The organism is Nocardia sp. NPDC052254 (genome assembly GCF_040679495.1).
Taxonomy (GTDB): Bacteria; Actinomycetota; Actinomycetes; order Mycobacteriales; family Mycobacteriaceae; genus Nocardia.
In genome coordinates, this window is sequence record NZ_JBFAUW010000009.1 from 122836 (window position 1) to 147902 (window position 25067).

Annotated in this window: 23 protein-coding genes and 1 pseudogene; 9 read left to right on the forward strand and 15 right to left on the reverse strand. The window is 67.7% G+C overall.

The annotated features are described in order from the left end of the window. Positions 1-49 precede the first annotated feature (49 nt). Together AB0L57_RS22470 and AB0L57_RS22475 are read right to left on the reverse strand one after the other, a co-directional pair. On the reverse strand, positions 50-763 hold the full coding sequence (locus AB0L57_RS22470) for a hypothetical protein (RefSeq protein ID WP_364965370.1): 714 nt from the start codon (positions 761-763) through the stop codon (positions 50-52). Between the two features lie 37 nt (positions 764-800). Continuing rightward, positions 801-1334, reverse strand: coding sequence for a hypothetical protein (locus AB0L57_RS22475; RefSeq protein ID WP_364965372.1), 534 nt, complete (start codon positions 1332-1334; stop codon positions 801-803). 279 nt (positions 1335-1613) lie between these two features. Between AB0L57_RS22475 and AB0L57_RS22480 the strand changes: the two genes are divergently transcribed. From AB0L57_RS22480 to AB0L57_RS22495, 4 genes are read left to right on the forward strand one after another with little or no spacing between them, the layout of a single operon-like run. Further along, the gene (locus tag AB0L57_RS22480) at positions 1614-2807 is read left to right on the forward strand and encodes an inorganic phosphate transporter (RefSeq protein WP_364965375.1); all 1194 of its coding nucleotides are present in this window, start codon (positions 1614-1616) and stop codon (positions 2805-2807) included. 9 nt (positions 2808-2816) lie between these two features. After that, positions 2817-3110 carry a hypothetical protein gene (locus AB0L57_RS22485; protein WP_364965376.1) on the forward strand — a complete coding sequence of 98 codons (294 nt, stop codon included), beginning with the start codon at positions 2817-2819 and terminating at the stop codon, positions 3108-3110. A gap of 5 nt (positions 3111-3115) precedes the next feature. Next, the gene (locus AB0L57_RS22490; RefSeq protein WP_364965378.1) at positions 3116-3424 is read left to right on the forward strand and encodes a DUF3349 domain-containing protein; all 309 of its coding nucleotides are present in this window, start codon (positions 3116-3118) and stop codon (positions 3422-3424) included. A gap of 3 nt (positions 3425-3427) precedes the next feature. Further along, the gene (locus AB0L57_RS22495; RefSeq protein ID WP_364965381.1) at positions 3428-3730 is read left to right on the forward strand and encodes a DUF3349 domain-containing protein; all 303 of its coding nucleotides are present in this window, start codon (positions 3428-3430) and stop codon (positions 3728-3730) included. A gap of 26 nt (positions 3731-3756) precedes the next feature. On the opposite strand, the gene AB0L57_RS22500 is transcribed toward AB0L57_RS22495, so the two are convergent. The 5 genes from AB0L57_RS22500 to AB0L57_RS22520 all read right to left on the reverse strand — a co-directional run bounded on the left by AB0L57_RS22500 (position 3757) and on the right by AB0L57_RS22520 (position 8491). Next, the gene (locus tag AB0L57_RS22500) at positions 3757-4143 is read right to left on the reverse strand and encodes a DUF1304 domain-containing protein (protein WP_364965384.1); all 387 of its coding nucleotides are present in this window, start codon (positions 4141-4143) and stop codon (positions 3757-3759) included. 1216 nt (positions 4144-5359) lie between these two features. Next, complete coding sequence (locus tag AB0L57_RS22505) at positions 5360-5725, reverse strand: hypothetical protein (RefSeq protein WP_364965387.1); 366 nt, start codon at positions 5723-5725, stop codon at positions 5360-5362. A gap of 161 nt (positions 5726-5886) precedes the next feature. Further along, on the reverse strand, positions 5887-6699 hold the full coding sequence (locus AB0L57_RS22510) for a lytic murein transglycosylase (protein WP_364965388.1): 813 nt from the start codon (positions 6697-6699) through the stop codon (positions 5887-5889). A 31-nt stretch (positions 6700-6730) separates the two neighbouring features. Beyond that, positions 6731-7744 carry a MaoC family dehydratase N-terminal domain-containing protein gene (locus AB0L57_RS22515; protein ID WP_364965389.1) on the reverse strand — a complete coding sequence of 338 codons (1014 nt, stop codon included), beginning with the start codon at positions 7742-7744 and terminating at the stop codon, positions 6731-6733. Between the two features lie 159 nt (positions 7745-7903). Further along, a complete protein-coding gene (locus tag AB0L57_RS22520) occupies positions 7904-8491 on the reverse strand; it encodes a helix-turn-helix domain-containing protein (protein ID WP_364965392.1) in 588 nt (195 codons plus the stop codon). Between the two features lie 462 nt (positions 8492-8953). Between AB0L57_RS22520 and AB0L57_RS22525 the strand changes: the two genes are divergently transcribed. Then, positions 8954-10225 carry a helix-turn-helix domain-containing protein gene (locus AB0L57_RS22525; RefSeq protein WP_364965394.1) on the forward strand — a complete coding sequence of 424 codons (1272 nt, stop codon included), beginning with the start codon at positions 8954-8956 and terminating at the stop codon, positions 10223-10225. Positions 10226-10400: 175 nt separating this feature from the next. Next, positions 10401-12479 carry an AMP-binding protein gene (locus AB0L57_RS22530; RefSeq protein WP_364965396.1) on the forward strand — a complete coding sequence of 693 codons (2079 nt, stop codon included), beginning with the start codon at positions 10401-10403 and terminating at the stop codon, positions 12477-12479. A gap of 219 nt (positions 12480-12698) precedes the next feature. Here the strand turns inward: AB0L57_RS22530 and AB0L57_RS22535 are convergent, their stop codons facing one another. Then, positions 12699-13904 (reverse strand): oxygenase MpaB family protein, encoded by a 1206-nt coding sequence (locus AB0L57_RS22535; protein WP_364965399.1) that lies wholly within the window; start codon positions 13902-13904, stop codon positions 12699-12701. Between the two features lie 238 nt (positions 13905-14142). Here AB0L57_RS22535 and AB0L57_RS22540 point away from each other — a divergent pair, with 238 nt between their 5' ends. Next, positions 14143-15675 carry an NAD(P)/FAD-dependent oxidoreductase gene (locus AB0L57_RS22540; protein ID WP_364965402.1) on the forward strand — a complete coding sequence of 511 codons (1533 nt, stop codon included), beginning with the start codon at positions 14143-14145 and terminating at the stop codon, positions 15673-15675. Between the two features lie 52 nt (positions 15676-15727). Here AB0L57_RS22540 and AB0L57_RS22545 read toward each other — a convergent pair whose 3' ends face one another. The 4 genes from AB0L57_RS22545 to AB0L57_RS22560 all read right to left on the reverse strand — a co-directional run bounded on the left by AB0L57_RS22545 (position 15728) and on the right by AB0L57_RS22560 (position 19175). Continuing rightward, positions 15728-16720: a nitronate monooxygenase family protein gene (locus AB0L57_RS22545; protein WP_364965403.1), complete on the reverse strand. Its 993-nt coding sequence runs from the start codon at positions 16718-16720 to the stop codon at positions 15728-15730. A gap of 19 nt (positions 16721-16739) precedes the next feature. Then, a complete protein-coding gene (tatC, locus tag AB0L57_RS22550) occupies positions 16740-17591 on the reverse strand; it encodes a twin-arginine translocase subunit TatC (protein WP_364965819.1) in 852 nt (283 codons plus the stop codon). Between the two features lie 469 nt (positions 17592-18060). Then, entirely contained in the window at positions 18061-18657 is a 597-nt protein-coding gene (locus tag AB0L57_RS22555; protein ID WP_364965406.1) for a helix-turn-helix domain-containing protein, read from the reverse strand. Between the two features lie 47 nt (positions 18658-18704). Further along, a complete protein-coding gene (locus AB0L57_RS22560; RefSeq protein WP_364965409.1) occupies positions 18705-19175 on the reverse strand; it encodes a hypothetical protein in 471 nt (156 codons plus the stop codon). A 333-nt stretch (positions 19176-19508) separates the two neighbouring features. Between AB0L57_RS22560 and AB0L57_RS22565 the strand changes: the two genes are divergently transcribed. Beyond that, positions 19509-19751, forward strand: coding sequence for a hypothetical protein (locus AB0L57_RS22565; protein ID WP_364965411.1), 243 nt, complete (start codon positions 19509-19511; stop codon positions 19749-19751). A gap of 25 nt (positions 19752-19776) precedes the next feature. On the opposite strand, the gene AB0L57_RS22570 is transcribed toward AB0L57_RS22565, so the two are convergent. Next, positions 19777-20721, reverse strand: coding sequence for a helix-turn-helix domain-containing protein (locus tag AB0L57_RS22570; protein ID WP_364965413.1), 945 nt, complete (start codon positions 20719-20721; stop codon positions 19777-19779). A 246-nt stretch (positions 20722-20967) separates the two neighbouring features. Between AB0L57_RS22570 and AB0L57_RS22575 the strand changes: the two genes are divergently transcribed. Then, entirely contained in the window at positions 20968-22185 is a 1218-nt protein-coding gene (locus AB0L57_RS22575) for an oxygenase MpaB family protein (protein ID WP_364965416.1), read from the forward strand. Positions 22186-22249: 64 nt separating this feature from the next. Here AB0L57_RS22575 and AB0L57_RS22580 read toward each other — a convergent pair whose 3' ends face one another. Beyond that, positions 22250-23278, reverse strand: coding sequence for a carboxypeptidase-like regulatory domain-containing protein (locus AB0L57_RS22580; protein WP_364965822.1), 1029 nt, complete (start codon positions 23276-23278; stop codon positions 22250-22252). After that, positions 23252-24877: pseudogene (locus AB0L57_RS22585) on the reverse strand (MFS transporter); the annotation flags it as partial. The gene AB0L57_RS22580 and the pseudogene AB0L57_RS22585, both read right to left, overlap by 27 nt. Between the last annotated feature and the right edge of the window lie 190 nt (positions 24878-25067).

The window sequence follows — 25067 nt, forward strand, 5'->3', positions numbered from 1 at the left end:
GGGCGCGATCGCGTGGTCCGGCCGGTGGTCACCGGCCGGACCCGGGAGATCAGCCGGCGGCGGGCGCCGACCGGTCGCGGGCGTGCTCGGCCTGTAACTGATTGTATTTCTGTGTGCCCGCGGCGATTCCGACCGGAATCGCGACCGCGACACCGCCGAGTCCGGCGCCCGCACCACCCACGGCGACCGTACCGATCAGGCAGGCCGCGGCCATGGCCGGGACGGTCATCGTGCCCACGGAGGCCAGCGACAGCAGCGTGCCGCCGGTGGCCATGCCGAGCGGGCAGCCGATCAGCGCGCCCAGCACCGATCCGGCCATGCTGCCGACCCCCATCGCCATGCCCATGTGCGGGCTCGCCGCCTTCACCGCCTGATCGAGGTCCGACAACTGGTCGCCGCCGGCCGGTGGTGCGGCAGGAGTGGAATCCACCTGAACCGCAACGGTTTCGGGTGCGCGGCCGGTGTCCTGGCCGGAACGGGCGGGCGCGGCCCCGGGCACCTCGATCGGGGTGCCCAGAAGGGTGGCACCGGTCGCGTCGCGGATATCGAACTGTCCGGGCCGGATCGCCACCGCGCCGATCGGCGTCTGCAGTGCCGCGGTTCCGGTGGCCGTGTCGTCGGTATACCGGATGCCGGGCGCGAGGTCGGCACCCGACCACTGCGGGGTCGAGGCGGTGTCCTCGGCGTGGGCGGCTCCGGCCGCCGCGACGAGGGCGGTGGCGACGAGTGCGGTGACCGCGACGCCGCGGGTCGTGTTCTTCATGATTGCGTCACTCCAGGGAATCGAATCGGGAATCGGATCAGTTGCCGGTCTGCCCGGCCGGGAGCTGCTGTGCGATGAGCCCCTTGGAGTGCAGCGATTGATACTGGTCGCCCACCGTGTTCGCCAGTGTGGGCGCGCCGGTGACGATTCCGCCGGCCAGGCCGCCGAGGAAGCCGGCCGTGCTCGCGCCCAAAAGGCAGCCGCCGACGATGCCGAGCGGAGTCAGCGGCGGTGTCACGATCGTCAACGTCCCGCCGGTGACCGCACCGAGGGGGCACCCCACGACGAGCCCGGCCGCGGTGCCCACCACCTGGCCCGGTGTGGAGGTGTCGGCCCATGCTCCGGCGATGGCGTCGAAGGCATTGAGGTATTCGGTGGTCGGATCGACCGGTGCCGAGTCCTGCGGCGGGGTGGAATCGGCCGGATTCGGCTCCGCCGCAGAATGTTCCGGTAGGCCCGTGACCGGGCCGGTCACGGGCTGTCCAGTATCGGCGAGTGCCGGCTGCGCCACGAGCACGGTGGCGGAGGCAGCGAGGGCGGCGAGGGTGACCGCCCGGGTGAGGGAGCGCATGCGTCTTCTTTCTCGATACCTGATGCGGGCTCGGGCACCGTCGGCGATGAACCGCGGATGTACCCGAGTCGTCCGGTAGGTTAGCCACCCCTGCTCGGGAGTCGGCAGCGGGCTGTGTAGTGTGCATACGATCTACGTAGCTGAATAGTAGGTGGTCAGGGGCCTGCGCGGCGCACCGGGCCGTGCTGGGCGGGGTCGATTCGGGCACCTCGCTGAACACTGTGTGAACAGCTCATCGCAGCGTGGGCACGGTGGCGGCGACAGTCGCAGACTGAGTGCGTGAGTGCGGAACTGATCGTCCTATTGATCGTGATAGTCACGGCATTGGCGTTCGACTTCACCAACGGCTTCCACGACACGGCCAATGCGATGGCCACGTCGATCGCCACCGGGGCGCTGAGCCCCCGGGTGGCGGTCGCGATGTCGGCGGTGCTGAATCTGGTGGGCGCGTTTCTGTCGGTCGAAGTAGCCAAAACGGTATCGGGTGGCTTGCTGAAGATCAGCGACGTCCACCATATGGAGTTGCTGCACATCGTCTTCGCCGGTTTGGCCGGCGGTATTCTCTGGAACCTGTTCACCTGGCTGTTCGGTATCCCGTCGAGTTCGTCGCATGCGCTGTTCGGCGGTCTCATCGGTGCCGCGGTGGCCGCCCTGGGCACCGGCGGTGTGATCTGGACCGGGAACGAGAAGACCGGCCTGATCAGCAAGATCATCGTGCCGGCGCTGCTCGCGCCGTTCGTGGCCGCACTGGTCGCGGCGCTGGGCACCTACGCGATCCACCGGCTCACCCACCGGTCCGAGCAGACCAAGGTGAAATCCGGATTCCGGTGGGGCCAGATCGGTTCGGCCGGACTGGTCTCGCTCGCGCACGGCACCAACGACGCGCAGAAGACCATGGGTGTGATCTTCATGGCCCTGGTCGCGCACGGCACTTTCACCAACAACGACGACATTCCGCTGTGGGTCAAGCTGTGCTGCGCGCTGGCGATCGCCGCGGGCACCTATCTGGGTGGCTGGCGCATCATCCGCACCCTCGGCAAGGGGCTGGTGGAGATCGATCCGCCGCAGGGGTTCGCGGCCGAATCCTCCTCGGCGGTCATCATTCTGACCTCCGCGCAGTTCGGCCTGCCGCTGTCGACCACGCAGACCGCCACCGGATCGATTCTCGGTACCGGTCTGGGCAAGCCGGGCGCCGAGGTGCGCTGGGGCGTGCTCGGCCGGATGTCGGTGGCGTGGCTGTTCACCCTGCCGCTGGCCGGCCTGGTGGGCGCGGCCTGCTGGTGGATCGCTGATCTGATCGGCGGTCTGGGCGGCGTGCTCGTCGACTTCGCGTTGCTGATCGCGTTGTCGGCCTACATGTATCTGCGTTCGCGGCGCAATCCGATCGATACGTCCAATGTCAACGACGAGTGGGACGGCGGGCTCACCCCGGCGCCCGAGCGCCCGGCCCCGGCCGTCGGCGCGTCCGTCTAGGAGGTCCGGGTGCACACCGTCACTGCCATCGCCAAGTCTCTGGGCGAGGTCACGCTGATCGCACTCGTCCTGGGTGCCGGACTGCCGGTGATCTTCGCCGCCGGGATCCGCCTGTGGTCGGCCGAGCCCGCGGGCGCAGAGGGTGCCGCCGCGCGGCGCGGATCGGCACTGCAGATCGCCGCGTACGTGTGTTTCGCGCTCGTCGCGATCGCCGTATTCCTCGGCATCGTCTATGTGGCGAAGGATTTCATCAGCCACAGCTTCGACATCCAGTTGTTCGGCGCCGAACCCCCGAAGAAGTAGAGGCCATGACTTCGAATACGTCCGTCGTCGAGTCGGTACTGCACTGGCTGCGTGCCGGGTATCCGCACGGGGTTCCCGGTGCGGACTACGTCGCGCTGTTCGCCGTCCTGCACCGGAAGCTGACCGAGCACGAGGTCGGCGAGATCGCCGAACAACTGGTCGAGGGCAACGGCGCGGGCGCGGTCACTCGCGCCGAGATCGAGTCGGCCATCGCCACGCTCGCGCTCGAGAGGCCCGCGGACGACGACGTGAAACGGGTGGCGGCCCGTCTGGTCGCGGGTGGCTGGCCGCTCGCGGATCCCGCGGACGCGTGAGGGATGGCGCTGTCCGGCTTATTGGCCAAGATCGTCGACTGGCTGCGCACCGGCTACCCGCAAGGGGTGCCCGACACCGACTATGTGCCGTTGCTGGCGTTACTGGCTCGGCGGTTGTCCCACGCCGAGATCCAGCAGGTGGCCGAGGAATTGCGAGTGCAGGGCACACTGCCCGCGGACAAGGCCGACGCGGGAGTCGTCATCACCCGGCTCACCGACGGGATGCCGTTGGAATCGGATCTGGCGCGGGTGCGTGATCATCTGATGGCGGCCGGCTGGCCGGTCGACGACAACTGGCTCGACTGATCCGGGAGCGACTCGCATCCCGCCGATCAGAAGGCCGCGCTCAGCGCCAGTGCGAGACAACCGATCAGCGGTGGGACGAGCTGGACCGCCGCCGGTCGCGCCTTGTCGGGTGAGGATACGAGCAGCACCACACCCGCCAGCACCATCGAGCCCGCGCCCGCCGCGATCAGCGCCACCCCCACCGACCGGTTTCCGGCCGCCACGAATCCGATCCCCACGGCAGCGACGATCGCCAGGAACAGGTTGTAGAACCCCTGATTGAAGGCCATCTCCCGAGTCGCGGCCGCTTCTTCGGCAGTGATGCCGAAGGTCGCCCGGGTACGAGCGCTCGTCCACGTCAGCGACTCCATGACCCAGATGTAGAGATGGATCAGTGCGGCGACACCCACGCAGATCAACGCGAAAACCGTCACGGGACACACCTTCCGGCCGGGGGTGGGCGCACCGGACCTTCCGGAGCACCGGGCACGACGGTAGCCGGTCCGGGTCCGCGGAGGTGGGCGGCGCGTCGGGACCGTGATCCGGATTCTGCGACCCCCGGCCTGCGTCCCGGCGCGCCATAGGGACGAAGTACAACGATCCGGTGGTCGCCGTTTGTGCACTGCCCGGCATCGTCGCGCCGGGACCACCTCCGGCCCTCGTTGTCCGTATGGTCGAAATCGGGTAGGGCACAGCCGAATTTGGTCTCCGGGCGTGCCCGTTCCCGTACGAGATTGTCGGACGGATGCCGGCTTCCCGAGCGCGTGAGTGAGCGCCGCGCCGAAGCCGCACGCGCCGACGCCCCGACCCGTCGGGCACGTCCGCACTCTCGCGCAGGCCGGGGTGGCACCTGTGGACCGACACCCGCCCCGGCCTGCAAATTCCATTTCGATGTGGACGGGAACCCCTATTCCCGGGGAGCACCTGCCGGGCCGCCACGAGGACGACCCGGCAGGTTCACCGGGACGGTGCGATCAGCCCCACAGCGCCGTGCTGCCGGTGTTCGCGCTGCCCGTCGCCGCGGCGCTGCCGGTCGCGAGCGCCACCCGCACGATGTCGAAGAGAATGGAGATCATAGAGAATTCCTCTCGCTGGAATATCGATCGGTCCGATCGATGTGCCGGTATTTCCGACACTGGGTGAATCGCTCCGGGGGATTGCACCTGTTAGCGAGTTCCGGTGAATTCATCCAGTGCCCAGATGTATTCGTGGAATCGGCGGTCATCGTCACAAACTGTGAGATCCGCGCAGGAAATGAAAAACTCGCCCGGCGGCCCCGACCGAGGGCCTGCTGTTCGGTTGGAAGGAACCGCCGAGCGAGTTCGTGACACCGGCCGCGCATTACGGCGTCACGGTAATTATGATATATCGCTGTGGAATTCTCGAGAATCGGCTTCGGGAGTGACTGGAAATATGACCATCCGATCCGGAGCGGGTCGGTGCGCCGCCACAATTCGTTCGCGCTCCCGGATCGCCGGCACACAAAAATGGCGAACCGAGAATCTCGGTTCGCCATATCGGAGAATGGGGGAGCGGCCCGGCGAGGATGAGGGTGCTGCGCCGGGCCGCCCACACGGTCCCGCGGATCCGTGCCCGGATCGGGAGCCGTGTTCCGCGATCGGTGTCAGGGGGCCGATCGCCGGTCGGGTGTCATTCGGACGGGCACAGCGGCAGCGGTATCGACGACGACCCCACCGAGCCCATTGCCGAGCCCGTCATCTGGCACAACGGGTCCATGACCCCGCCCATCATCGAGGACGAGCCGGAGTCGGAGGGTGTCGATTCCGTTCCCGGCGTGGTCTCGGTGCCGCCCGGTGCAGTCGGTGTGGCCGGCGTGGCCTGGGTGTCCCCACCCGGTGTGGTTTCGGTTCCACCGGTGGTCGAGTCCGTACCGCTGGGCGTTGTCGTTCCGCTGTTGTCGGAGGTCGCCGGCGCCGGATCCGTTGTCACCACGTCCGCGGTTGCCGGGGCGGCCGCGAATGCGACTCCGCCCAGAATCGCGGCGGCGGCACACATCTTTCGCATATTGTTCATAAATCCCGTCGACTTTCAACGCGGCTGATCTTCATTGCACTTCCAGACTATCGGCGCAATGTGTGAGGACAAGGCCTCTGGTGATAATCCACAACGGTTCGATCAGCCGCGTCGGCATCGTTGTGGGCGACGCTGCCGGAAAATCAACTCTGCTGATCGGATGTCTCCGGTGTATCGGTATTCCGATACCGCCGCTCCCAGGACATCACATCGGCGACATAGGCCGCCGAATTGTTGTATCGCAGCACGGCGCCGGTTTGTCGTTCCGGATCGCCGAGATCGCCGCCGGCCGCGCACAGATAGCGGCCGGCGGTCAGCGCGGCGTCGAACAGATTCTGCGGATCCGCGATCCCGTCGCCATTCCCGTCGGCGCCGTATCGGGTCCAGGTCTCGGGCAGAAACTGCATCGGCCCGACCGCCCGATCGGAATCCGGGACACCGTCGATCGCGCCGTCGTCGGAGTCGGCGACGATCTCGTTGCCGGGCAGCCCACCGTCGAGAACGGGCCCGTATATCGGCGTCCGCGCGGTGCCGTCCGCATCCGCGGTGCCGAAGGCGTGATCGGATTCGATCCGTCCGATCCCGGCCAGCAGAGTCCACGGCAGATGACATCCGGGGCGGTCGGCGGCGAGGGCGTCCTCGGCATCCCGGTAGGCCGCCACGGCGATACCCGGGATGTCGGCCACCGGCGCGGCCACCACGACCGTCTTCGGCGGATCGGGTGGGGGCGGGGTGAATTCGCGGGCCTCGCGCAGTGTCTCCCAGGCGATGCCCGGGGCCGCCGCCGGGGAGTCGGAGATCGGTCCGGCCGGCCGCGCCGGTGCGGACAGCACGGCTGTCACGATGGCGTCGGACCCCGTGTCGGTCATCGACAGCCAGGTCGGAATCAACCCGGTCACCGCGATGACCGAGGTCCGGCGCACCGCGCGCGGGGATCGTTTTCGATGGCGAGCCACGGATGGGGAACCTCCTGGATCTGCGGGCCGCTCACGAGGGTGGTGGCATGCGCGCACCGAGACCGTCGAGCTCGACCGTCGCCGCCGCGTGGGCGAACAACCGGCGCCCGCGGCAGCGGGCGTCGAGATCGACTGTGAGAGTGTGGTGTTCGGGAGCGACATCGCGGACGTGCCCGCGGAACTCCACGATTTCCGTGGTGGCCGCCGGGCCCGCGCAGTGATGGCTGAATTCGGCGCGCAGCACACGCACCCGGGCCGGATCGCCGAGCCACGAGGTGACGAATCCGGCGGTCAATGCCAGTCGCAGCATCCCCGGGGCCATGCCGAGGCATGTCGTGGCCCGCTGCCGGCCTCCCGCGTGGTCCGCCGCACCGGTGAGTGCGGCGTAGCGCAGCAACTCGCCACGGTGGATCGGTACGGTCCGGCGCGGCATCTCGGTTCCGGCCGGTATCGGTGGCGTGCCGTCGAGCGGGCCGGGGGCACGCACGGGCGTGATCGGTTCGGTCACGGTGCCGCGCGGCCCGGGAGACGGGCGGCGGTGACAGCGAAGGTATTCGACGGCCGGTCCTGGTGTCCGCGCGGCGGGACCGTCGGTCAGCAGGGTCGCCGTACCGGTCTGCACGGCCGCACCATTCGGATCCCGCAGCACCGTGGTGACCGCGAGGGCGCAGTAGTCCGGGAAGCGCTCGACCGAGTCGATGTGGATGTCGGTGGTCACCACATCGCCGGCCACCAGTGGTCGTCCGATGCGAATGAGCTGTCCGGCGTGCAGGATTCGTGGTGGTCTCGGACCGTAGAGGGCGCCGAGCACCTGCCGCGCGCCGTCCAGCCAGGGCAGCGTGGCGAAGGTCGGCGGGGCCACCAGACCCGCGAATCCCAGTTCGGTGGCGGCGTTCTCGTCGAAGTGGGCCGGGTGACGGTTGTGTACCGCGCTCGCATAGGCCCGGATGCGCTGGGCGGTGACGGTGTAGCGATCGGGGATTCGATGGCACGACCCGGCCAGGGCGTGGGCGCCATCGATCCGATCCACGGTGGTGGAACGCATCGGTGCTTCCTTCCTCCGGTGGCGGCTCGACATCGGATGCGTTCATCTTCGATCCGGGCGGGCCGAACCGACCGGAACCGGCGCCTTGTCTGGACATCGGACAGTCGATTCCGTAATTCGGTTGTGGTGCTGTGTATTTCGGAACCCGACCGCAGGGGGTCAGTTCGGTTCCGGCCGGACGGTGAGACCGTGTTCGACGATCGGCACGATGGCCGAACGTACGAATTCGCGCGCCAGCCGGTCGTCCTCGAAATTCACCCCGCCCAGCGGTGTGAGCAGCAGTGAATGCGCGAACCGGGCCAGGAATTCCGCGACCGGTTGCGGGTCGTATGCATCGATCAAGCCGTGCTGCTGCGATCTGCGCAGAATTCCGTCGATGTACCAGATCCCCAGTCCGACCAGGTCTTTGCCGCGTACGGTATAGAACTCGACCGCCTCCTCGGGGACGACGGTCAGCAGCTGGGTGACGAGCGGATGGGTGCGGGTCTGCCGGATGATGAACAGGGCGGCCTCTTCGATCTGCGCGCTCAGCCCCGGAGTGGAGGCGGTGATCTGGCCGACTTCGGTCAGGACCCGGCCGATTTCGCGCTGCAATACCGCGTCGACGAGACTTTCCTTGACCCGGAAGCGGCGATAGATGGTGACCCGGTTGACGCCGGCCCGGCGGGCGATGTCGTCGAGGCTCGCGCGGCGGATGCCGACCTGGAGAATTCGCTCCAGGGCCGCATCGAGGATCGTCTCTTCCATCCGATCACGCGGCGACGTCCGAACAAGATACATATTCCGATACAATTCGTACAATTGCTGGCACTCCGGTTTTATCGGCGTAATAGTGAGCCCGACCTGCTGAATGTCGGTACCGGGCGGGACCGGGAATATCCGATCGAAGGCGGGGTCGAGTGCGGAGTCGCCGATCTCGGTGACGACGAAGAGGTCACCCTATTATGATCGAATGTAACGAGTTGGCACTTTTGTGTCAACGGTGAATCGAATATTGATTCATTGTTGCATGGGCGGTAGTGTTGGCCCCCGATCCGGTGATCGGATGCCGGTTCGGCCAGGGGAAGCTCATGCGGATATCGATCGTCGTCGACGAATCTCCCCGTCAGAGGGTGCGCACCACCGCTCGCACAGGGTGCGGAGCGAATCGGGCGCAGCGCCCGGCCGATCCGGAGTCGAATCCGATACGAGCGGAATGGAGTTCGAACGATGCGTGCCACCACTGCCGAGGACAATCGCTATGGACCTGCCGTGTCGGCGGGGCCTTCGGCCGCCGTCACGACAGCACGACCGGTCCCGGTGCCGATCGATTCCTACCGCCGCGGTGGTGCCGCGGACGACGACCTCGCGCCACCGGGACGCACAGCCGAATCGGCAATCAAGCGAACGGGTTTCGAGATCACGGCGGGGATGCTCATCGGCCGGGTCCTCGACGGCAGGATTCTGCCCGCGCAGTGCCGGCAACTGCTGGTGCTGACCGCCCGATCGGCCGGTGCGGGGCTGACGGTGGAATCCGTCGGCCAGGCGGTGACCCGGGCCGTGGAGCGCGCGGTGCGCGGTATCGAGAACGATCCGCTGGCCGAGGGCGTCCGGCGCGCCCGGGACGGGTGGAATCTGGATGGCCTGCGCCAGGACCTCGTCACCGCGGCCACCGCGGCCGTGGCGCAGGCGCGCAGTGACGAATCCGCCCGCGCGACTCCGGTCCGGTCGCTGGCGGAGCTGCTCGCGGCCAGTCGCGCCGCCGACGAGGAACCGCGGGTGGAGTCCTACACCGTTCTGGCCGTGTCACTTCCGCCGCATCGGGACGAGTTGCTGGCGGAGACCGCCGAGGATGCCGCCCGGCTGAAGGTGGCGCGCCTGCGGCAGGAACTCGACGAGCGCTGCGACGGCCGGGTGGTGGCGACGCTGACCGAGCACGGCGGCACGATCATCGTCGAGACCGGTGCACAGCCCGAACCGCCCTACGGCGATCTGGTGGCGGCGCTGTCGGGCGCCGCGGACGTGCCCGTCACCGCGACCCTGATCAATGCCGTCGGCGCCGATATCACGAACGCCACCGATCGGGCCCACGAGCTGCTCGATGTGATCCAGCGGATGGGGTACGGGCCGGGCCTGCACCTGTTCGACGACCTGGCGCTGGAATACCAGCTCACCCGGCCGGGGCCCGGCCTGGACCGGCTCAAGACGGTGCTGGAGCCGCTCGAGGATCACCCTCGGCTGCTGAAGACACTGGTCATCCACATCGCCGCGAATCTGAGCCGCCAGCACACGGCCTCGGTGATGAAGGTGCACCGCAACACGATCGACTACCGGCTGCGCCGGATCCAGGAGTTGACCGGGTACGACCCCTCGCGCCCGCCCGGGATCTGGTATCTGCAGGCCGCATTGATCATTCGGTCCTTCGGCTGCGCCCGGACCGTCCCGGGCCGGCCGGTCGTCATGCCGGATGCGGTGCCGATGAAAAACGTTGTCGGACAGTGAATTCTCTCGAGAAGCCGCCCCGCTCACGGCCCCGATGCCGTGAGCGGGCACTACCGCCGGCGGCGCGGGAATGGTCGATTCTCCAGTTCGCCACCGAGTCCGGGGCGACACCCGGATCCGCGCCGTAACGTGCTGTTTCGCCCCGGCAGCGCAGCCGGGCGATGGGAGCACGGACATGGTTGGTGAACTTGTCGAGTCCGTCCAGGATCTGCCGATACCGTTCGAATCGGTGTGGGACGCGTTGATCGAACCGGACACCTACGCACGGCTTTTCGACGGGATCGGCGGCTGTGACCGGCAGCAGACCGCCGACGACAGGTCGGTGTCGCTGTACCGGGTCGGCACCGAGCACACCGGAATCGCGACCGTGCCGGTCCGGATGATTCGCGGGCGCCGTCGCGACACGCTGGAACTGTACAGCCCCACAGTGGGCAGTCTGGTGCTGATCCGGTTGCGCCGCCATGCGCAGGGCACCCGGATCGCGGCGACATTCTTCGCGCCCGGACGGGTGCACCCCGTGGTGGCGGCGGCTTCGGCCGCGGCGGTGACCTCCTGGCTGCGTACCGGCCTGGACCGGCTGGCCCAACGCCACCTCGCCGCCCCGACCGCGGTGCTCGACCGAGGGGCCGGGGCCACGGTGCGGCGCAAGGCGAGTGTCGGCCGCCATCTCGTGGTGACCGGCGTGGTGCGCCCGCACCGGCCGGATCAGGGCATCAAACAGCTTGCCAGCCTTGCGAAGTGGGGAATCAGCCTGGCCGGTGGCTATGCCGCCGCGGCGGCCTGTGCACCGCGCCGCGCCGCACTGTTCGACGACCGGGACGGAGTCGATTTCGGTGACCTGCACCGGCGCACCGACGATATCGCCCGCGGCCTGCTGGCGCTCGGCCTGGACGGCCGGCACAGCGCCGGGTTGCTGGCCCGCAATCACATCGCGACGGTCGAGACGATGATCGCGGCCGGGAAGGCGGGCCTGGACCTGGTGTTGCTGAACGCGAGTCTGTCGGCCCGCCAGCTCGAGGACGTCGCACAACGGCAGCGACTGTCGGCGCTGTTCGTCGACGGTGAACTCGAACCGCTGATCCACTATCTGCACGGCGGGATCACCCGATTCGGGATCGACACCGAGGTGCCGGCGCCGGACCGGACCACGCTCGGGCAGCTGGCCGCGCTGGCGCCCGGTGCCCGGCTGCGCCGGACCCGCCCCGGCCGCTTGGTGGTGCTGACCTCCGGGACCAGCGGCGCACCCAAGGGCGCGCGCCGCCCGCGCGGCGACGATCTGGATCCGGTCGCCGCGGTGCTGTCGCGGATTCCGTTGCGGATGAACGAGACGATGCTGATCGCCTCCCCGCTGTTCCACACCTGGGGACTGGGAATGCTGCAGCTCAGCACGGCATTACGGGCCAGTGTGGTGTTGCGGCGCCGAATGGATGCCGAGGACTGCCTGCGGGCCGTCGCCGACCATCGGGTCACCGCACTGACCACCGTGCCGACCCTGCTGCACCGCATCCTCGAACTGCCCGAACGAGTTCGGGCACGCTACGACATCTCCTCGCTGCGGGTGGTCGCCTGTGGTAGCGCGCCGCTGTCGGGTCCGGCGGCCCTGCGGTTCATGGACGCCTTCGGCGACATCCTCTACAACATCTACGGTTCGACCGAGGTCTCCTGGGCGACCATCGCCACACCCACCGAGCTGCGAGCGGCCCCGGCCACCGTCGGTCGTCCTCCCGTCGGTACCACCGTCGCGGTGGTGGGCGCGGATCTGCGCCCCGTACCGGTGGGAACCACCGGGCGCATCTTCGTCGGAAACCCCATGTTGTTCGACGGCTACGTCGACGCACCGCCCCCGGACGAGACCGCCGACGGCCTGCTCGACACCGGCGACGTCGGATTCATCGATCATGCCGGCCGGTTGTTCATCGACGGGCGTGGGGACGAAATGATCATTTCCGGTGGGGAGAAAGTCTTTCCGGGGCCGCTGGAGCAGGCACTGGAATTTCTGCCGCAGGTGCGGGAGGCCGCGGTCGTCGGGGTGCCCGACCCGGAATTCGGTCAGCGCACGGCGGCCTATGTCGTCAAACGCGACGGCTTGGGCCTGGACGCGCAGATGGTGCGCGACTACATCCGAGGCCGGCACGGCCGGGTGGCGGTGCCGCGTGATGTGTCGTTCGTGAGCGCGCTGCCCCGCGGGGAGACCGGCAAGATCCTCAAACGGCTGCTGAGCCCGCCCGAGGTGGGCGAACCACAGGCGTCCTAGTACGGTCACCGCGCAGCAAGATCGCGGTCTCGGCGAAGACGAGTTCGTCGACGACCGCCGCCGCACGGCGCGGGCCGGAGCCGATATCGCCGGCCGAATCCGGCTGTGGCGCGCAGCTTTCCGCGATGTGCCGCACCCACTCTCACGACCCGATCTGTGCTCACCCCACGGCCGCACCGCTCGCGATGTGGCCCGATCACAGAATCCCGGGTGTGAACCTCACCCGATGCGCGCGGCGGCCCCGATCTCGGCGGAGTCGGATCCGATCAGGACGCGCAGGAATGCCTCCTGCTCCCGTCGCCCGCGACGTGCGGCGCGGTCCATTCCGCCGGGCAGGATCCGGGCGAGCAGACAGTGCAGCAGATTGATCGGAACGCGCAGCAGTGGATACCACGGCAGTACCAGCCGGGGCAGGCCGAGATCGCGCATCGCCGAGGGGCCGAGGAAGGTGCCCGCGACCGACAGGTGCTGGGCGCGGGCGATCCGCCCGCGCAGCACCGGGTGGTCCGGATAGTGCCAGCGCAGCGGGTCGTCGGCCATCGGCACCGCCAGCTGCGGTGTGGTCTCGTCGGGATTGGTGATCGCGGTGAGGCAGTGGTAGAGGATTCGGACCGCATCGCGGAAGCTCTTGGGCAGCAGGCGATCCTGCACCCCGATCAGCCAGCCCACATAGCGGGTGAGGTGGGCGGCGGCGTCGAGTTCGCGCAGTGACGGCACGATACCCAGCGCGGCGGCGCCGACGAACGGTGCGATCAGCGCCCCGACCAGGGTCGCGGCCATATCGGTCTGGTTGATCGGCAGCCCCCACTCCGCGCGCTGCCAATCCGGCATCGCGGCCACGTGCCGGCGCACGAAGGCGTGGATCAGCCGGACCCGGATGGTCGATCGGTACCCCTGTCCGAGTTCGGCCATGCCGTCGTCGGAGGTCACGTCCAGTGCCCACTGCAATGTCTCGGCGAATCGCCGGGACGGGCCCTTCTCCAACGCGCCGGTGCGGACCAGGGTCTTGTTGAAGCCGGAGGCGAGGTAGCCGCCGAGAAACGATACGTCGCGCGCGATGTAGAGGCCGTCGGCGCCGCCGGCACGGAACACCTTCTCACCGCGATGCACCTTCGCCCGGTCCAGCCAGGCCGGTGGGGTCTCGACGGATTCGAAGAACTCCCGCAAGGGTTTCGGGGCGTCGGGGACCCGCGCGATTCCGCCGCGCAGCGCGTGCTCGAACAACGGCCGGGTGCGGTCGGTGCCCTCGGAGACCATCCAGTCGACCAGGCGGTCCATCGGCTCGTCGCCGACCTCGAGTAACTGCCCCAGCTCGCGCCACTGATCGCGCGAGGGTTTGCGCAGGCCCAGAAGTAGTGCGACCGGCCGCAGACCGGGAACCGGTCGTGGTGATGCCGGGTGCCGGAGCGGAATCTCTGGAACCATCGTGCTCCCCTTCGAGCGTGTCGACGAATGTCACATGGTAGTCCGGAATGGGAGATCAAATCAGAGAATCAAAGAATCCAGTCTTGTTGCATTTGTTCAATTGCGTTACGTTGGAATTCCGGGATCTGCGGCCGTGCGGTTCTCGCGACGTGCGGTGCCACCGGGTCCCGGCCATTCCTTCACTACGGCGTACGGCGGACACGTTCGGGGGCAACGTATCCGGCCGACAGGAGCAGATGTGCGCAACAGCAGGCAGCCGTCGATCGCGATCATCGGCAGTGGTTTCAGCGGGCTCGGACTCGCGATTCGTTTGAAGCAGGCGGGTTTCACCGAGCTGACGATCTTCGAGAAGGCCGATGACGTCGGCGGGGTGTGGCGCGACAACACCTATCCGGGGGCGGCCTGCGACGCGCCCTCACACCTGTACTCCTACTCGTTCGAACCGAATCCGAATTGGTCCCGGCGCTTCGCCGAACAGCCGGAGATACTGGAATATCTGCGGCACTGCGCCCGCAAATACGACATCCGCCGCCATGTGCGTGCCGGTACCGAGGTCGTCGCCGCCGACTTCGACGTCGCGGCCGGCTCCTGGACGCTGACGCTCGCCGCCGGGCAGACCGCGACCGCCGACATCCTGGTGTCGGCCTGCGGGCAGCTCAGCCGCCCGGCCCATCCGGATCTGCCCGGAATGGACACCTTTGCCGGCACGGTCTTCCATTCGGCGCGCTGGGATCATGACCATGTCATCGACGGCCGCGATGTCGCGGTGATCGGCAACGGTGCCAGCGCCATCCAGTTCGTTCCGCATGTGGCCGGCCGTGCCCGGACACTCACCGTCTTCCAGCGTCAGGCGCATTGGATCAGTCCGAAACCGGACTACGGATATCCGCGGTTGCGCAAAGCCGTCAACCGGCGAATCCCGCTGGCGCAGAAGCTGTCCCGGCTGACGGTGTTCGTCTGGTTCGAGGGCTTGCTCAATCCGATGCTGGTGTCGCCGCTGGGGCGGCGGATCCTGTCCTGGCCCGTCCGCATGTGGTGCCGGTGGAATCTGCGCCGCGTCGACGACCGGGAACTGCGTGCGCGCCTGCTGCCGTCCTACGAGGTGGGGTGCAACCGCATCCTGACCTCCAATGAGTACTACGACACCCTCAACCGTCCCAACGTGTCGCTCACCACCAGTCCGATCGAACGCGTCGAACGGCAGGGCCTGGTCACCGCGGACGGCGCCGTGCATCGTGCGGACACCATCATCCTGGCCACCGGATTCCGCTCGCACGACTTCGTCGCGCCGATCCGGATCACCGGATCGGCCACCGCGGATCTGACCGCGGTGTGGCGGGAACGCCCACGCGCCCACCTCGGGCTCGCCGTTCCCGGATTCCCGAACTTCTTTCTCATGTACGGACCCAATACCAATGTGGGCTCGGGGTCCATCGTGCACATGCTGGAGAGCCAGATGAACTACATCGTCGGTGCGGCACGGCAACTCACCCGCACCGGCTACCTGGAGGTTCATCCGAAGGTGCTGGAACGCTTCGACGACGCGGTGCAGCGACGGCTGGCGACGACGGTCTGGAACACCGGCGGCTGCAACAGCTGGTATCTGGCGAAAACCGCTGCGGGCCCCGCGAATACGAACAATTGGCCCGGGTCGATGCTCGGGTACCGGTTGCGCACCCGGCGGGTGCGGAGGGGGGACTACCGCACCGCGCCGCGGATCGCTCCGCTGGTGGCGGCGCCGCGTGATGTGCCGGAGGTCGCGGGCGAGTAGCGCGCGGGGCCCCGCCGGCGATGTCGGCGGGGCTCCGGGGCGATTCGCCGGATCAGCTCGTCGCGGCGTACCCGTCGAGCGCGTCGGCGGCGATACGTGTCCGGGCGGCACGGTATTCGGCGATGAGCCGGTCGACCACACCCATCGTGGTGTCGATCGCGTCGATGCGTCCCACCCCCTGCCCGGCACCCCAGATGTCGCGCCATACCTTGGCCTCCATCGCGCCGCCGGAACCGAAATCCATGGCGGAGGGATCGGATCGGGGCAGCTCGAGCGGATCGAGGCCGGCGGCCTCGATACTGCCGCGCAGATAGTTGCCGGGGACACCGGTGAACAGGTCGGTGTAGACGATATCGGCGGCCGAGGAGTCGACAAGCATCTGTTTGTAGCCGGGGACGGCATTGGCCTCGGCGGTCGCGATGAACAGCGATCCGATGTAACCCAGATCGGCACCCGCGGCCCGGGCGGCGAGTACGGCATCCCCGGTGGCGAGGGCGCCCGACAGTGCGAGCGGGCCGTCGAACCAGGTGCGGATCTCCTGGATCAGCGCGAACGGCGACTGGGTGCCCGCGTGCCCGCCCGCACCCGCCGCGACCGCGATCAGGCCGTCGGCGCCCTTGTCGAATGCCTTGTGCGCGAACGTGTTGTCGACGATGTCGTGCAGCACGATGCCGCCGTAGGCGTGGATCCGGTCGTTGACCTCCGGCCGCGCACCCAGTGAGGTGATCACGATCGGCACCCGGAATTCCTCGACCACGTCGAGATCGGCGTCGAGCCGGTCGTTGGTCTTGTGCACGATCAGATTGACCGCGTACGGCGCGCTCGGCGCCTGCGGATGTGCGGCGTCGTGCGCGGCCAGGGCGCGGGTGATGCGTCGCAGCCAGATGCGCAGCTCCGACTGCGGCCGGGCATTGAGGGTGGGGAACGAGCCGACGATACCCGCGATCGATTGGGCGATGACCAGCTCCGGCCGGGAGATGATGAACATCGGCGCGGCGACGACCGGCAGCCGCAGCCGGTCGCGCAGCAGGGCGGGAAGGGACATCGGTGACTCCTCATCACTTCTACGTCCGGTCGGGTGATTCCGCCGGTGGAATCGGCTCCGGGCGTTCCAGGGCCGAGGCTTGCGTATCGGGCAGCGCGGCGCGCAGCCGGGCCTCGCGACGGGCGGCGAGCCGGTCGTGCAGCCGCGCGATCTGCACCGAGCCCTCGAACAGTGTGGCCAGTGCGCCCGCGAGCGCGAGCATGGATATCGGGTCCTGCGGCGTGACGATCGCGGCGAACACGAACAATCCGAAGATCATGCCGCGCCGCCACTGTCGCAATCGTGCGTAGGGCAGGACGCCGAGCAGATTGAGACCCACGACCAGGACCGGAGTTTCGAAACTGACCCCGAAGATGATCAGCAACTGGATCACGAACCCGAAGTACTGACTGCCGCTGAGGGCGCTGATCTGCACATTGTCACCGACGGTCAGCAGAAATCCGAGCGCGTGCGCCACCACCCAGTAGGCGAGGACCGCACCGGCGGCGAACAGCGCCGAGCCCACGCCCGCGAAGACCACCACGTAGCGGCGTTCGGTGCGTAGCAGACCGGGCGTGATGAACGACCACAGCTGATGTAGCCAGAACGGGCCCGACAGCACGAAACCCGTTGTCAGCGCGACCTTCAGACGCAGCATGAACTGCTCGAACGGCGCGGTGGCCAGCAGGCGGCACGACCCATCGGGGGTCAGCTCCGCGCGTGCGGTGGGCGGTAGCGAACAGTAGGGACCACGCAGCAGATCGCCGAGGCTGTCGAGGCCGAACAGCGGCTGTGCGTACCAGAGGAAGCCCAGTGCCGTGGCCACCGCCACCGCGACGAGCGAGATCAGCAGCCGGGTGCGAAGTTCACGCAGGTGCTCGATCAGCGGCATGGAGCCGTCCGGATTGCGGCTGCGCCTGCGTAGCAGGGCGGTGGGATGTGTTCTGGTCACGGTGTGTCCTGATTCCCGCGGGCCGGTATCGGCGAGCGCGGACTGTCGTGCGGAATTCCGTTGTGCGGCAGCGGCACTCGGCCGCGGGGACGCGAACGGCCCGGGGTTCGAGTCCGGGCCGTTCGGTTCCGGCTCCGGGGGATGACCTGATGATGGACCGGAGTCGGAGCTCCGCCCGGGCAGTACCGGGCACGGCCGGCCTCGGTCGCTGCGAGTCCGACGTCCCGGTCGAGCGGAAACGTGAGGTCGTGAGGCCGGATATCCGGCGGTGTTCGTCCTTGTCGGCGGCAGGCCCAACCAGTGAACGCCACTCAGCCTATGGGCTGACTTTCGCTGGTGTCAACGGAGAATCAAGTTTTGTTGCCCTGTTTCTTGCGCGGTCGGGTTCCCGCGCGTGCGCGAAATGTCGTCACGCCGAGTGCGGGATGCCGAATTTGATCAGCGGTACGAGTGCCGCGCGCACGTAGTTGCGGGCCAGATCCTCGTCCCCGAAGTTCGTGCCGCCGACCGGTGTGAGGAGCAGGGAATGGGTGAATCGGGCCAGGAGTTCCGCGACCGGAGCAACCTCGTATTTCTCGAAGAGGCCCTCCTCCTGGCTGTAGCGGAGTACGCCCTGGATATAGGCGATGCCTTGGTTGACCAATTCCTCGCCACGCACCGTGAAGAACTCCACCGCCTCGTCCGGTGCGACGTCCAGCAGTTGTGTCACGAGAGGATGCGTGCGGGTCTGCTGGATGATGAACAGCAGCGCTTCCTCGATGCGGGTCTCGACTTCCGGTTCGGATCGCATAATTCGGCCGATCTCGGCCAGCACGCGTGTGATCTCGCGCCGCAATACTGCGTCGACGAGATTCTCCTTCACCCGGAAGCGGCGATAGATGGTGACGCGATTGACCCCGGCCCGGCGGGCGATGTCGTCGAGGCTCGCGCGGCGGATGCCGACCTGAAGAATTCGCTCCAAAGCCGCGTCGAGTATCGATTCCTCGAGCTGGTCCCGCGTCGCCATGCACCGAAGATACAGATTCGGTTACTCAGCAGCCAGTAGCGGGGGTGTCATGCGGGTGCCGGCGGTATCCGGATCGGCCGCGGACCCGGTGTGCCGGGGGCGGCCAGCGCCGAGAGCCGGCTCAGCCCGGCCTCGGTCCAGCGCGTCACGGCCACCGGGGACAGGGCCGCGCGATCCGGGCGCGAATGTCGGCTCACCAGCACGATCACCACGACCCGGGTGCGATCGCACACCGTGTGCAGGCGGACATTGGCGAGCAACCCCGACGACGGGCTGTGTAGTTCGAAGCTGCGCCCGTGGCGCCCGATGGTGATGTGCGCCGACACCGACCGGGGGCCGGTGCGCGCCGACTGCAGGCCGAACCGCAGTAGCTTGCTCTCGCCGTCGTCGGCCAGGCATTCGCAGCTGGCGACGCCGGTGAACAACCGTGTGTAGGTCCCCGGGCTGATCAGCAGATCCCACACCTCGGGCCGGTGGCCGGAGATCTCGGCTGCCGCTTCGACGACGTCGGTGCCCATCCTTTCGCTCCTGTCGGGTGGTCGGGAAATTCGTGTCGCTGTCCAGGGTCGTGCGCGCACTCGATGCCGCGGGCCGGAATCGAGGTTTTCTGGGATTGTGCAGCTTCCGGAGCGGCGGTTGTCGTTCCGAATCACAAAAGGACGTGTCACGTACTCGGGCACCGGCGATATGTCCACGTGCACCAATTGCGACCCGCAATATCTGTGACCCGCCAAGCGGGCGGTCCGCAATCTGTCCCCGGCCGGTTATCGGCCTTACCGTGAATATCACGCGATTGCCCCGGGCCGGCGACCCTGGTCCCGTCCCGGAACAGGATGCAAAGGAGCATGCACATGGCGGGCAACGCACAATTCACCGACCCCGGATGCAGCTGTCGGGAAAAGGCGACCCGCCGGATCGTCGTGTATTTCGAAGGGGTGGAATCCGGAAACGAGATCACACTCGAATATGCGGCAACCTATATCGAGGCGCGTGAATTCGCGGCTGCCGCTCTGGCAAATGGTCTCGCAATTACCGTGGACCGCAAGGTGCGGCCGAATCTGCGCCCCCTGCCCTGTCGGCGGCTCTGGCACTGACAGGGCAGGGCCCGGCGGTACCGGTTCAGTCCAATGCGGCAGCGATATCGGAATGCCGCAATTCCGGATCGGCATGGCGATACATGTGCGCGACCAGTGCCGACTGCAGATGCCAGAGATCGGTCAGGCGATACGGGTCCAGTCCGGTGAGGTCCTTCACCCGGCGCAACCGATAGTCGACGGTATTGCTGTGAATGTTCAGGGCGCGCGCGGTCTGCTGGCGATGGAAATTGTTGTCGATGTGCCGGCGCAGCGTTTTGACCAGATCCGGATGCCCGATGATGGGCTCGAGGGTGCGCGAGAGATGTGCGGTGGCCGCGCCCGGTCGGGTGAGCTGATATTCCAGGGTCAGATCCTCGAAGTGATACAGCCCGGGCGCATAACGCAGCCGATGGACGACGTCGAGCAGTTCGTGGGCCAGCTGCGTCGACTGCGGGATGGAGTCGATCAGGCTCGGCACCGCCACAATCGATACCGGCCCGCGCGCGGCCTGGCGCAGCCGGACCAGCAGTCCGGACGGGACCGGATCGTCGAGGTCGTCGGCCGGGATCAGGACCGTACCGCCGAGCGCGCCGAGCAGTGGTAGCGTGCCGGGCCCGCAGCTCGCCGAGACCGCGCGGCGGATACGGGTGAGTCGATGCGCGTCGGTCCGGATGTGGTCGGCGTGCGCGGGAGTCTCGGGGACCACGGCCAGGGCGAGGACCGCGTACTCCTCGGCGATCGCGACCCCGGCGGCCCGGGCCATCGCAGCGGGATTCTGCCCGCCGATGAGCACGGCGCCCAATGCCTCGGCGGCGCTGTCGGGTTCGCTGACCGCGGCGCGCAGTTGCTGTAGATGCGACACGATCGCCGAGACCGCGGGTACCGGGGTGTCCGGCTCGGCGGCGCCGGGCCGGTGTGTGGTCCGGGTGCTCTCGCGCTGGGTGTGGTTGGTGCCGGTGACACCGCTGTGCAGTGGATTGCCTCGCAACGTTCATCCCCTCGACTTCGACGTCCGCCGCTTCTGAACTGGACTCACGGTAAACGCAATGCAACAAATAATCAATACTTGATTCACAGGAAAGACGATGTCGCATTGGGTGGTCCATCACAGATATGTGCGTGAAACCTTGGGATCTACAGAATATATGTTGTCGCAATGATACAAACTCCGTATCTTTGATGCATAGGGAGAAAAACGACGAGCGAGCCGAGTGCGGCTCGAAGGAGACCGACGATGAAACCGACAGTGCCGCACAGGCATCCGTCAACGCCGCGCCGGGCGCCGGGGCTCCGGCCGCTGGCCGCACTTCTCGGATTGAGTGAACCGTCGCGTGAACAGTGGAACGTCCTGGGCGAATCGCTGGTGGTGGGTGATTCCGCGATGGACGCACTGGTGGAATGGATGTACCGGGAGGGAATGGCGCAGACCCGCGAGCTGTTCGACCGCGCGTTGCGCGAGGGTATCGCCGCCGTGCCCGACGCGCCGGAACCGTTGCGCGCCTTCTTCGTCGAGGTCCAGACGCCGCCGGCGTGGGTGGACTACGCCAAGATCGCCTGTGCCGAGCAGGCGTTCCAGCGCGGTGGTATCGACGGCATCTATATCGCGCGCGATGTGTCGTTCCTCGGCGGATATCTCGCCTCGGGCTTCAATCAGACACTGATCCGTACCGGCGCGCTGGAGAAGGGGCCGGCGAAGCGTTTCGCCGAAACCCTGCAGTGGGCACTGGATGTCACCTCCGACGGCGGGATGCTGCCGCGCGGGATCGGCTGTCGGTCGACCATCCAGGTGCGGTTCATCCACGCGCTGGTCCGCCGCCATGTCGCCGCGGCGCCGGATTGGCGGGCGGAGGAGTGGGGGCTGCCGATCAATCAGACCGATATGGCCGCGACCCTGGTCGGTGCACTCATCGCACCGTTCGTCGGTGCCATGTCGATGGGCGTGGTGGTCTCGCGGCGCGAGCTCGATGCCGCCGCCCATCTGACCCGCTATGTGGGCTGGCTGATCGGAGTCGACGAACCGCTGCTCCCCGGGAACTTCCGTGAGGCGGTGCGGATTCTCCAGCACAGCCTGTCGGCCATCACGAACCCCGACGAGACGTCGAAACAGCTCGCGCTGCCGATGGCGGATGATCCACTGTCCTGGCACTATTCGGTGCTGCCGGGGATTCGGCGCCGAATCGCGCGCGCACAGCATCTGTCGATCGCCGGGACCTTTCTGGGACCGACAGCGATGGTGCGACTGGGCCTGCCCTCGCAGTGGCGGCCCTGGTATCCGATGCTGCGGGTTCCGGTCAATCTGATCCGCAGCGCGATCGCCTGGACCGTCCCGGGTGGCCGCGTCCGGTCGGCCCGCCGCGGCCGCCGGGTCCAGACGGCATTCCTGCGGACCCTGCTCGGCGACCACCCGGCGGTCATCGGCGCGTCCGCACGCCATATCGACCGGGCGGCGTGATCTCCGCGAAAATGCAAGCGCGCGTGGTCGTCCCGGAAGACGGCCACGCGCGCTGTGGTGCGGGCTATTCGGTTTCGGACACCGTGGTCTCCGGAACCGGGTGCACCGCTGCCTGCGCGTCGGCGCCATTGCCGTCCGCGAGGTCGTACCCCAGGCGCACATCGTGCTCGGCGCCCGAGCCGGTGACGACGACCGTGGTCGAGCGCGGCGGGTAACCGCGCACGACGACCGTGTGCTCGCCCTCGGTCAGGTCGGCGACGTGATAGCGGCCGTCGCTGTCGGTGTGCGTGGTGCCGAGGACGGCGCCGCTGCCGTCGGTCACGGTGACCTGGGCATCGGGCACCACGGTGTCACCGGCCCGGACGGTGCCGGTGAGCATCGCGAGCGCCGCGAGCTCGACATCATGGTGCAGCACACCGCTGTCGGGCACGGTCAGCGTCATCGCCTGCGGGCGCAGATGCGCCCCGACCGCCACCAGTGTGTACGCACCGGCGACCACACCCGAGCACAGGTATCCGCCGTCGGCGTCGGTGACCGCGGCCCCGACGACCTGGCCGCGCGGATCGGTCAGCGTGACCGTCGCGCCCTGTACCGGCAGCCCCGCCGAGCGGACGAAGCCCGACAACTCGCCCGAGCTGTGCAGGGTGACATCGAGGCGCTGTGCCCGGCCGTCGACGCCGACGGTGACCGCGGCCGGTTGCTGGCCGAGCGCGGACACGATCAGCACATAACTGCCGGGTGCCGGCGGATCGATCAGGTAGCCGCCCTCGACATCGCCCGAGGCCCGCGCGACCTGATGCCCCTGCTGATCGATGAGGGTCAGTGCGACCTCGGACAGCGGACGGCCGTCCGCGCGCAGCACCCGCCCGCTGATCGAGCGGGCCGATTCCGCCACAGGCGCGGCCACCGGTCGCGCGGCCGTCGCGGTGAGGGCGTGGCGGCCCGCGTTGTGACCGTTCGTGACGGGCAGTGCGGCGCTCGCTGCCGCCGCCGGGACCAGACCCTCGCGGGCGGCCTCGGCCAGTTCCTCGGCCTCGTGCGCGACGTAGTCACTGCGGGCGAACCACGAAGCGATCGAGCCGAGCAGCAGCATCACCGCCGCGGCCAGGAACACCACGATCAGGCCCGAGTGGAACGGATCGGAGATCAGGTGCGGGAAGAACTCCTGGCCGGTGATCACGTCGGAGTGCACACCGGGCTTGTTCAAGGTGTCCTGTCCGAGCAGTTCCTTGAACGGGTTGTAGCCGAGGAAGGTGGCGAACAGGCTGCCGACCGGTGGCATATCCGCGATCCGGGAGGCATCGGCGGTGGGCACGCCCTGTCCCTGCAGACCGGAATTCATGGCGCCGGGCAGGGTGCCGGACAGGCCGACGATCATCAGCGAGAAGAAGATGCCGATCGACAGCGCCATACCGCCGTTCATCAGCGTCGCGCGCATACCCGAGGCCACCCCGCGCTGCGAGGCCGGAACCGCGGACATGACCTCGGCGGTGTTCGGCGAGGTGAAGATACCCATGCCCAGGCCGTTGAGCAGGATGATCAGCGCGAACAGCCAATAGTTGAAGTCGACCGGGATCACGATCAGCAGGACGAAGGTGATCGCGGCGAGCAACAGGCCACCGGCAGCGAACAGCCGCCCGCCGAAGCGGTCGCTCAGATAGCCGGACAGCGGTCCCGAGACCAGGAAGCCGATGGTCAGCGGGAGCATGTAGATACCGGCCCACAGCGGCGTGGATTCGAAGTCGAAGCCGTGCAGCGGCAGCCAGATGCCCTGCAGCCAGATGATGAGCATGAACTGCAGACCGCCGCGGCTGATCGAGGCCATCAGACTGGCGAAGTTGCCGAGTGCGAAGGTCCGGTTGCGGAACAGGCTCAGCCGGAACATCGGCTGCTTCGATTTCGCCTCGATCACGCAGAACAGCACGAGCAGCGCGAGGCCGCCGATCACTCCGGCCAGCACCCAGGGATTACCCCAGCCGGTCTTGGAATCGCCGTAGGGCTGGATGCCGTAGGTGATACCGGCCAGCAGTGCGGTCAGCCCGAGCGCGAAGGTGACGGTGCCCGGGATGTCCAGCGAGCCGGGCGTGCGGGCGCCGTTGTCGTGCAGCGACTTGTAGGACCAGATGGTGCCGAGGATGCCGAACGGAATGGTGACCCAGAAGATGGCCTTCCAGTCCCATTCGGCGAGCAGACCGCCGATCAGCAGACCCAGGAACGACCCGGCCACGGCCGCGACCTGGTTGATGCCCAGGGCCATACCGCGCTGCCGGGCGGGGAAGGCGTCGGTGAGGATGGCCGTCGAATTCGCCATCAACATGGCGCCGCCGATACCTTGCACCACACGCCAGGCGATCAACCACAACGCGCCGCCGCCGAGGTCGAACGGATCGAACGACAGCGCTATCGCGCACAGCGTGAAGATGACGAAGCCGAGGTTGTAGATCCGGACGCGCCCGAACATGTCGCCGAGGCGCCCGAACATCACCACCAGCACCGCGGAGGTGAGCAGGAAGCCCATCAGCATCCAGAGCAGATAGCTGACATTGGCCGGCTCGAGCGGATTGAGATGGATCCCGCGGAAGATCGCCGGCAACGAGATGATGACGATCGAGGAGTTGATGGTGACCATCAACATGCCGAGCGTCGTATTCGACAACGCCACCCACTTGTAGTGCGGGTGATCGTGGTCCACCCGTAGTCGGCGGCCGATGGTCTGGACGTCTGCGGCGTCCAGGCCATCGGTGGATTGAGCGGAAGCCAAAATTTCTCCTGAACGAACGGTAAGCGGATACGGCCTCCACAAAATATAGTTGCAATCGCTAACTAAATGAAGGGGGAGAATCGGACTTACTGTTATTCAGAGTGTGATTGTCGTGTGCAGA

What these genes read in the sequence shown, in the direction of transcription:
- AB0L57_RS22470 (WP_364965370.1), bottom strand. Translation starts at nt 763, where the DNA reads ATGAAGAACACGACCCGCGGCGTCGCGGTCACCGCACTCGTCGCCACC.
- AB0L57_RS22475 (WP_364965372.1), bottom strand. Translation starts at nt 1,334, where the DNA reads ATGCGCTCCCTCACCCGGGCGGTCACCCTCGCCGCCCTCGCTGCCTCC.
- AB0L57_RS22490 (WP_364965378.1), top strand. Translation starts at nt 3,116, where the DNA reads ATGACTTCGAATACGTCCGTCGTCGAGTCGGTACTGCACTGGCTGCGT.
- AB0L57_RS22495 (WP_364965381.1), top strand. Translation starts at nt 3,428, where the DNA reads ATGGCGCTGTCCGGCTTATTGGCCAAGATCGTCGACTGGCTGCGCACC.
- AB0L57_RS22505 (WP_364965387.1), bottom strand. Translation starts at nt 5,725, where the DNA reads ATGTGTGCCGCCGCCGCGATTCTGGGCGGAGTCGCATTCGCGGCCGCC.
- AB0L57_RS22515 (WP_364965389.1), bottom strand. Translation starts at nt 7,744, where the DNA reads ATGCGTTCCACCACCGTGGATCGGATCGATGGCGCCCACGCCCTGGCC.
- AB0L57_RS22520 (WP_364965392.1), bottom strand. Translation starts at nt 8,491, where the DNA reads ATGGAAGAGACGATCCTCGATGCGGCCCTGGAGCGAATTCTCCAGGTC.
- AB0L57_RS22525 (WP_364965394.1), top strand. Translation starts at nt 8,954, where the DNA reads ATGCGTGCCACCACTGCCGAGGACAATCGCTATGGACCTGCCGTGTCG.
- AB0L57_RS22530 (WP_364965396.1), top strand. Translation starts at nt 10,401, where the DNA reads ATGGTTGGTGAACTTGTCGAGTCCGTCCAGGATCTGCCGATACCGTTC.
- AB0L57_RS22535 (WP_364965399.1), bottom strand. Translation starts at nt 13,904, where the DNA reads ATGGTTCCAGAGATTCCGCTCCGGCACCCGGCATCACCACGACCGGTT.
- AB0L57_RS22545 (WP_364965403.1), bottom strand. Translation starts at nt 16,720, where the DNA reads ATGTCCCTTCCCGCCCTGCTGCGCGACCGGCTGCGGCTGCCGGTCGTC.
- tatC (WP_364965819.1), bottom strand. Translation starts at nt 17,591, where the DNA reads ATGCCGCTGATCGAGCACCTGCGTGAACTTCGCACCCGGCTGCTGATC.
- AB0L57_RS22555 (WP_364965406.1), bottom strand. Translation starts at nt 18,657, where the DNA reads ATGGCGACGCGGGACCAGCTCGAGGAATCGATACTCGACGCGGCTTTG.
- AB0L57_RS22560 (WP_364965409.1), bottom strand. Translation starts at nt 19,175, where the DNA reads ATGGGCACCGACGTCGTCGAAGCGGCAGCCGAGATCTCCGGCCACCGG.
- AB0L57_RS22565 (WP_364965411.1), top strand. Translation starts at nt 19,509, where the DNA reads ATGGCGGGCAACGCACAATTCACCGACCCCGGATGCAGCTGTCGGGAA.
- AB0L57_RS22575 (WP_364965416.1), top strand. Translation starts at nt 20,968, where the DNA reads ATGAAACCGACAGTGCCGCACAGGCATCCGTCAACGCCGCGCCGGGCG.
- AB0L57_RS22580 (WP_364965822.1), bottom strand. Translation starts at nt 23,278, where the DNA reads ATGCTGCTGCTCGGCTCGATCGCTTCGTGGTTCGCCCGCAGTGACTAC.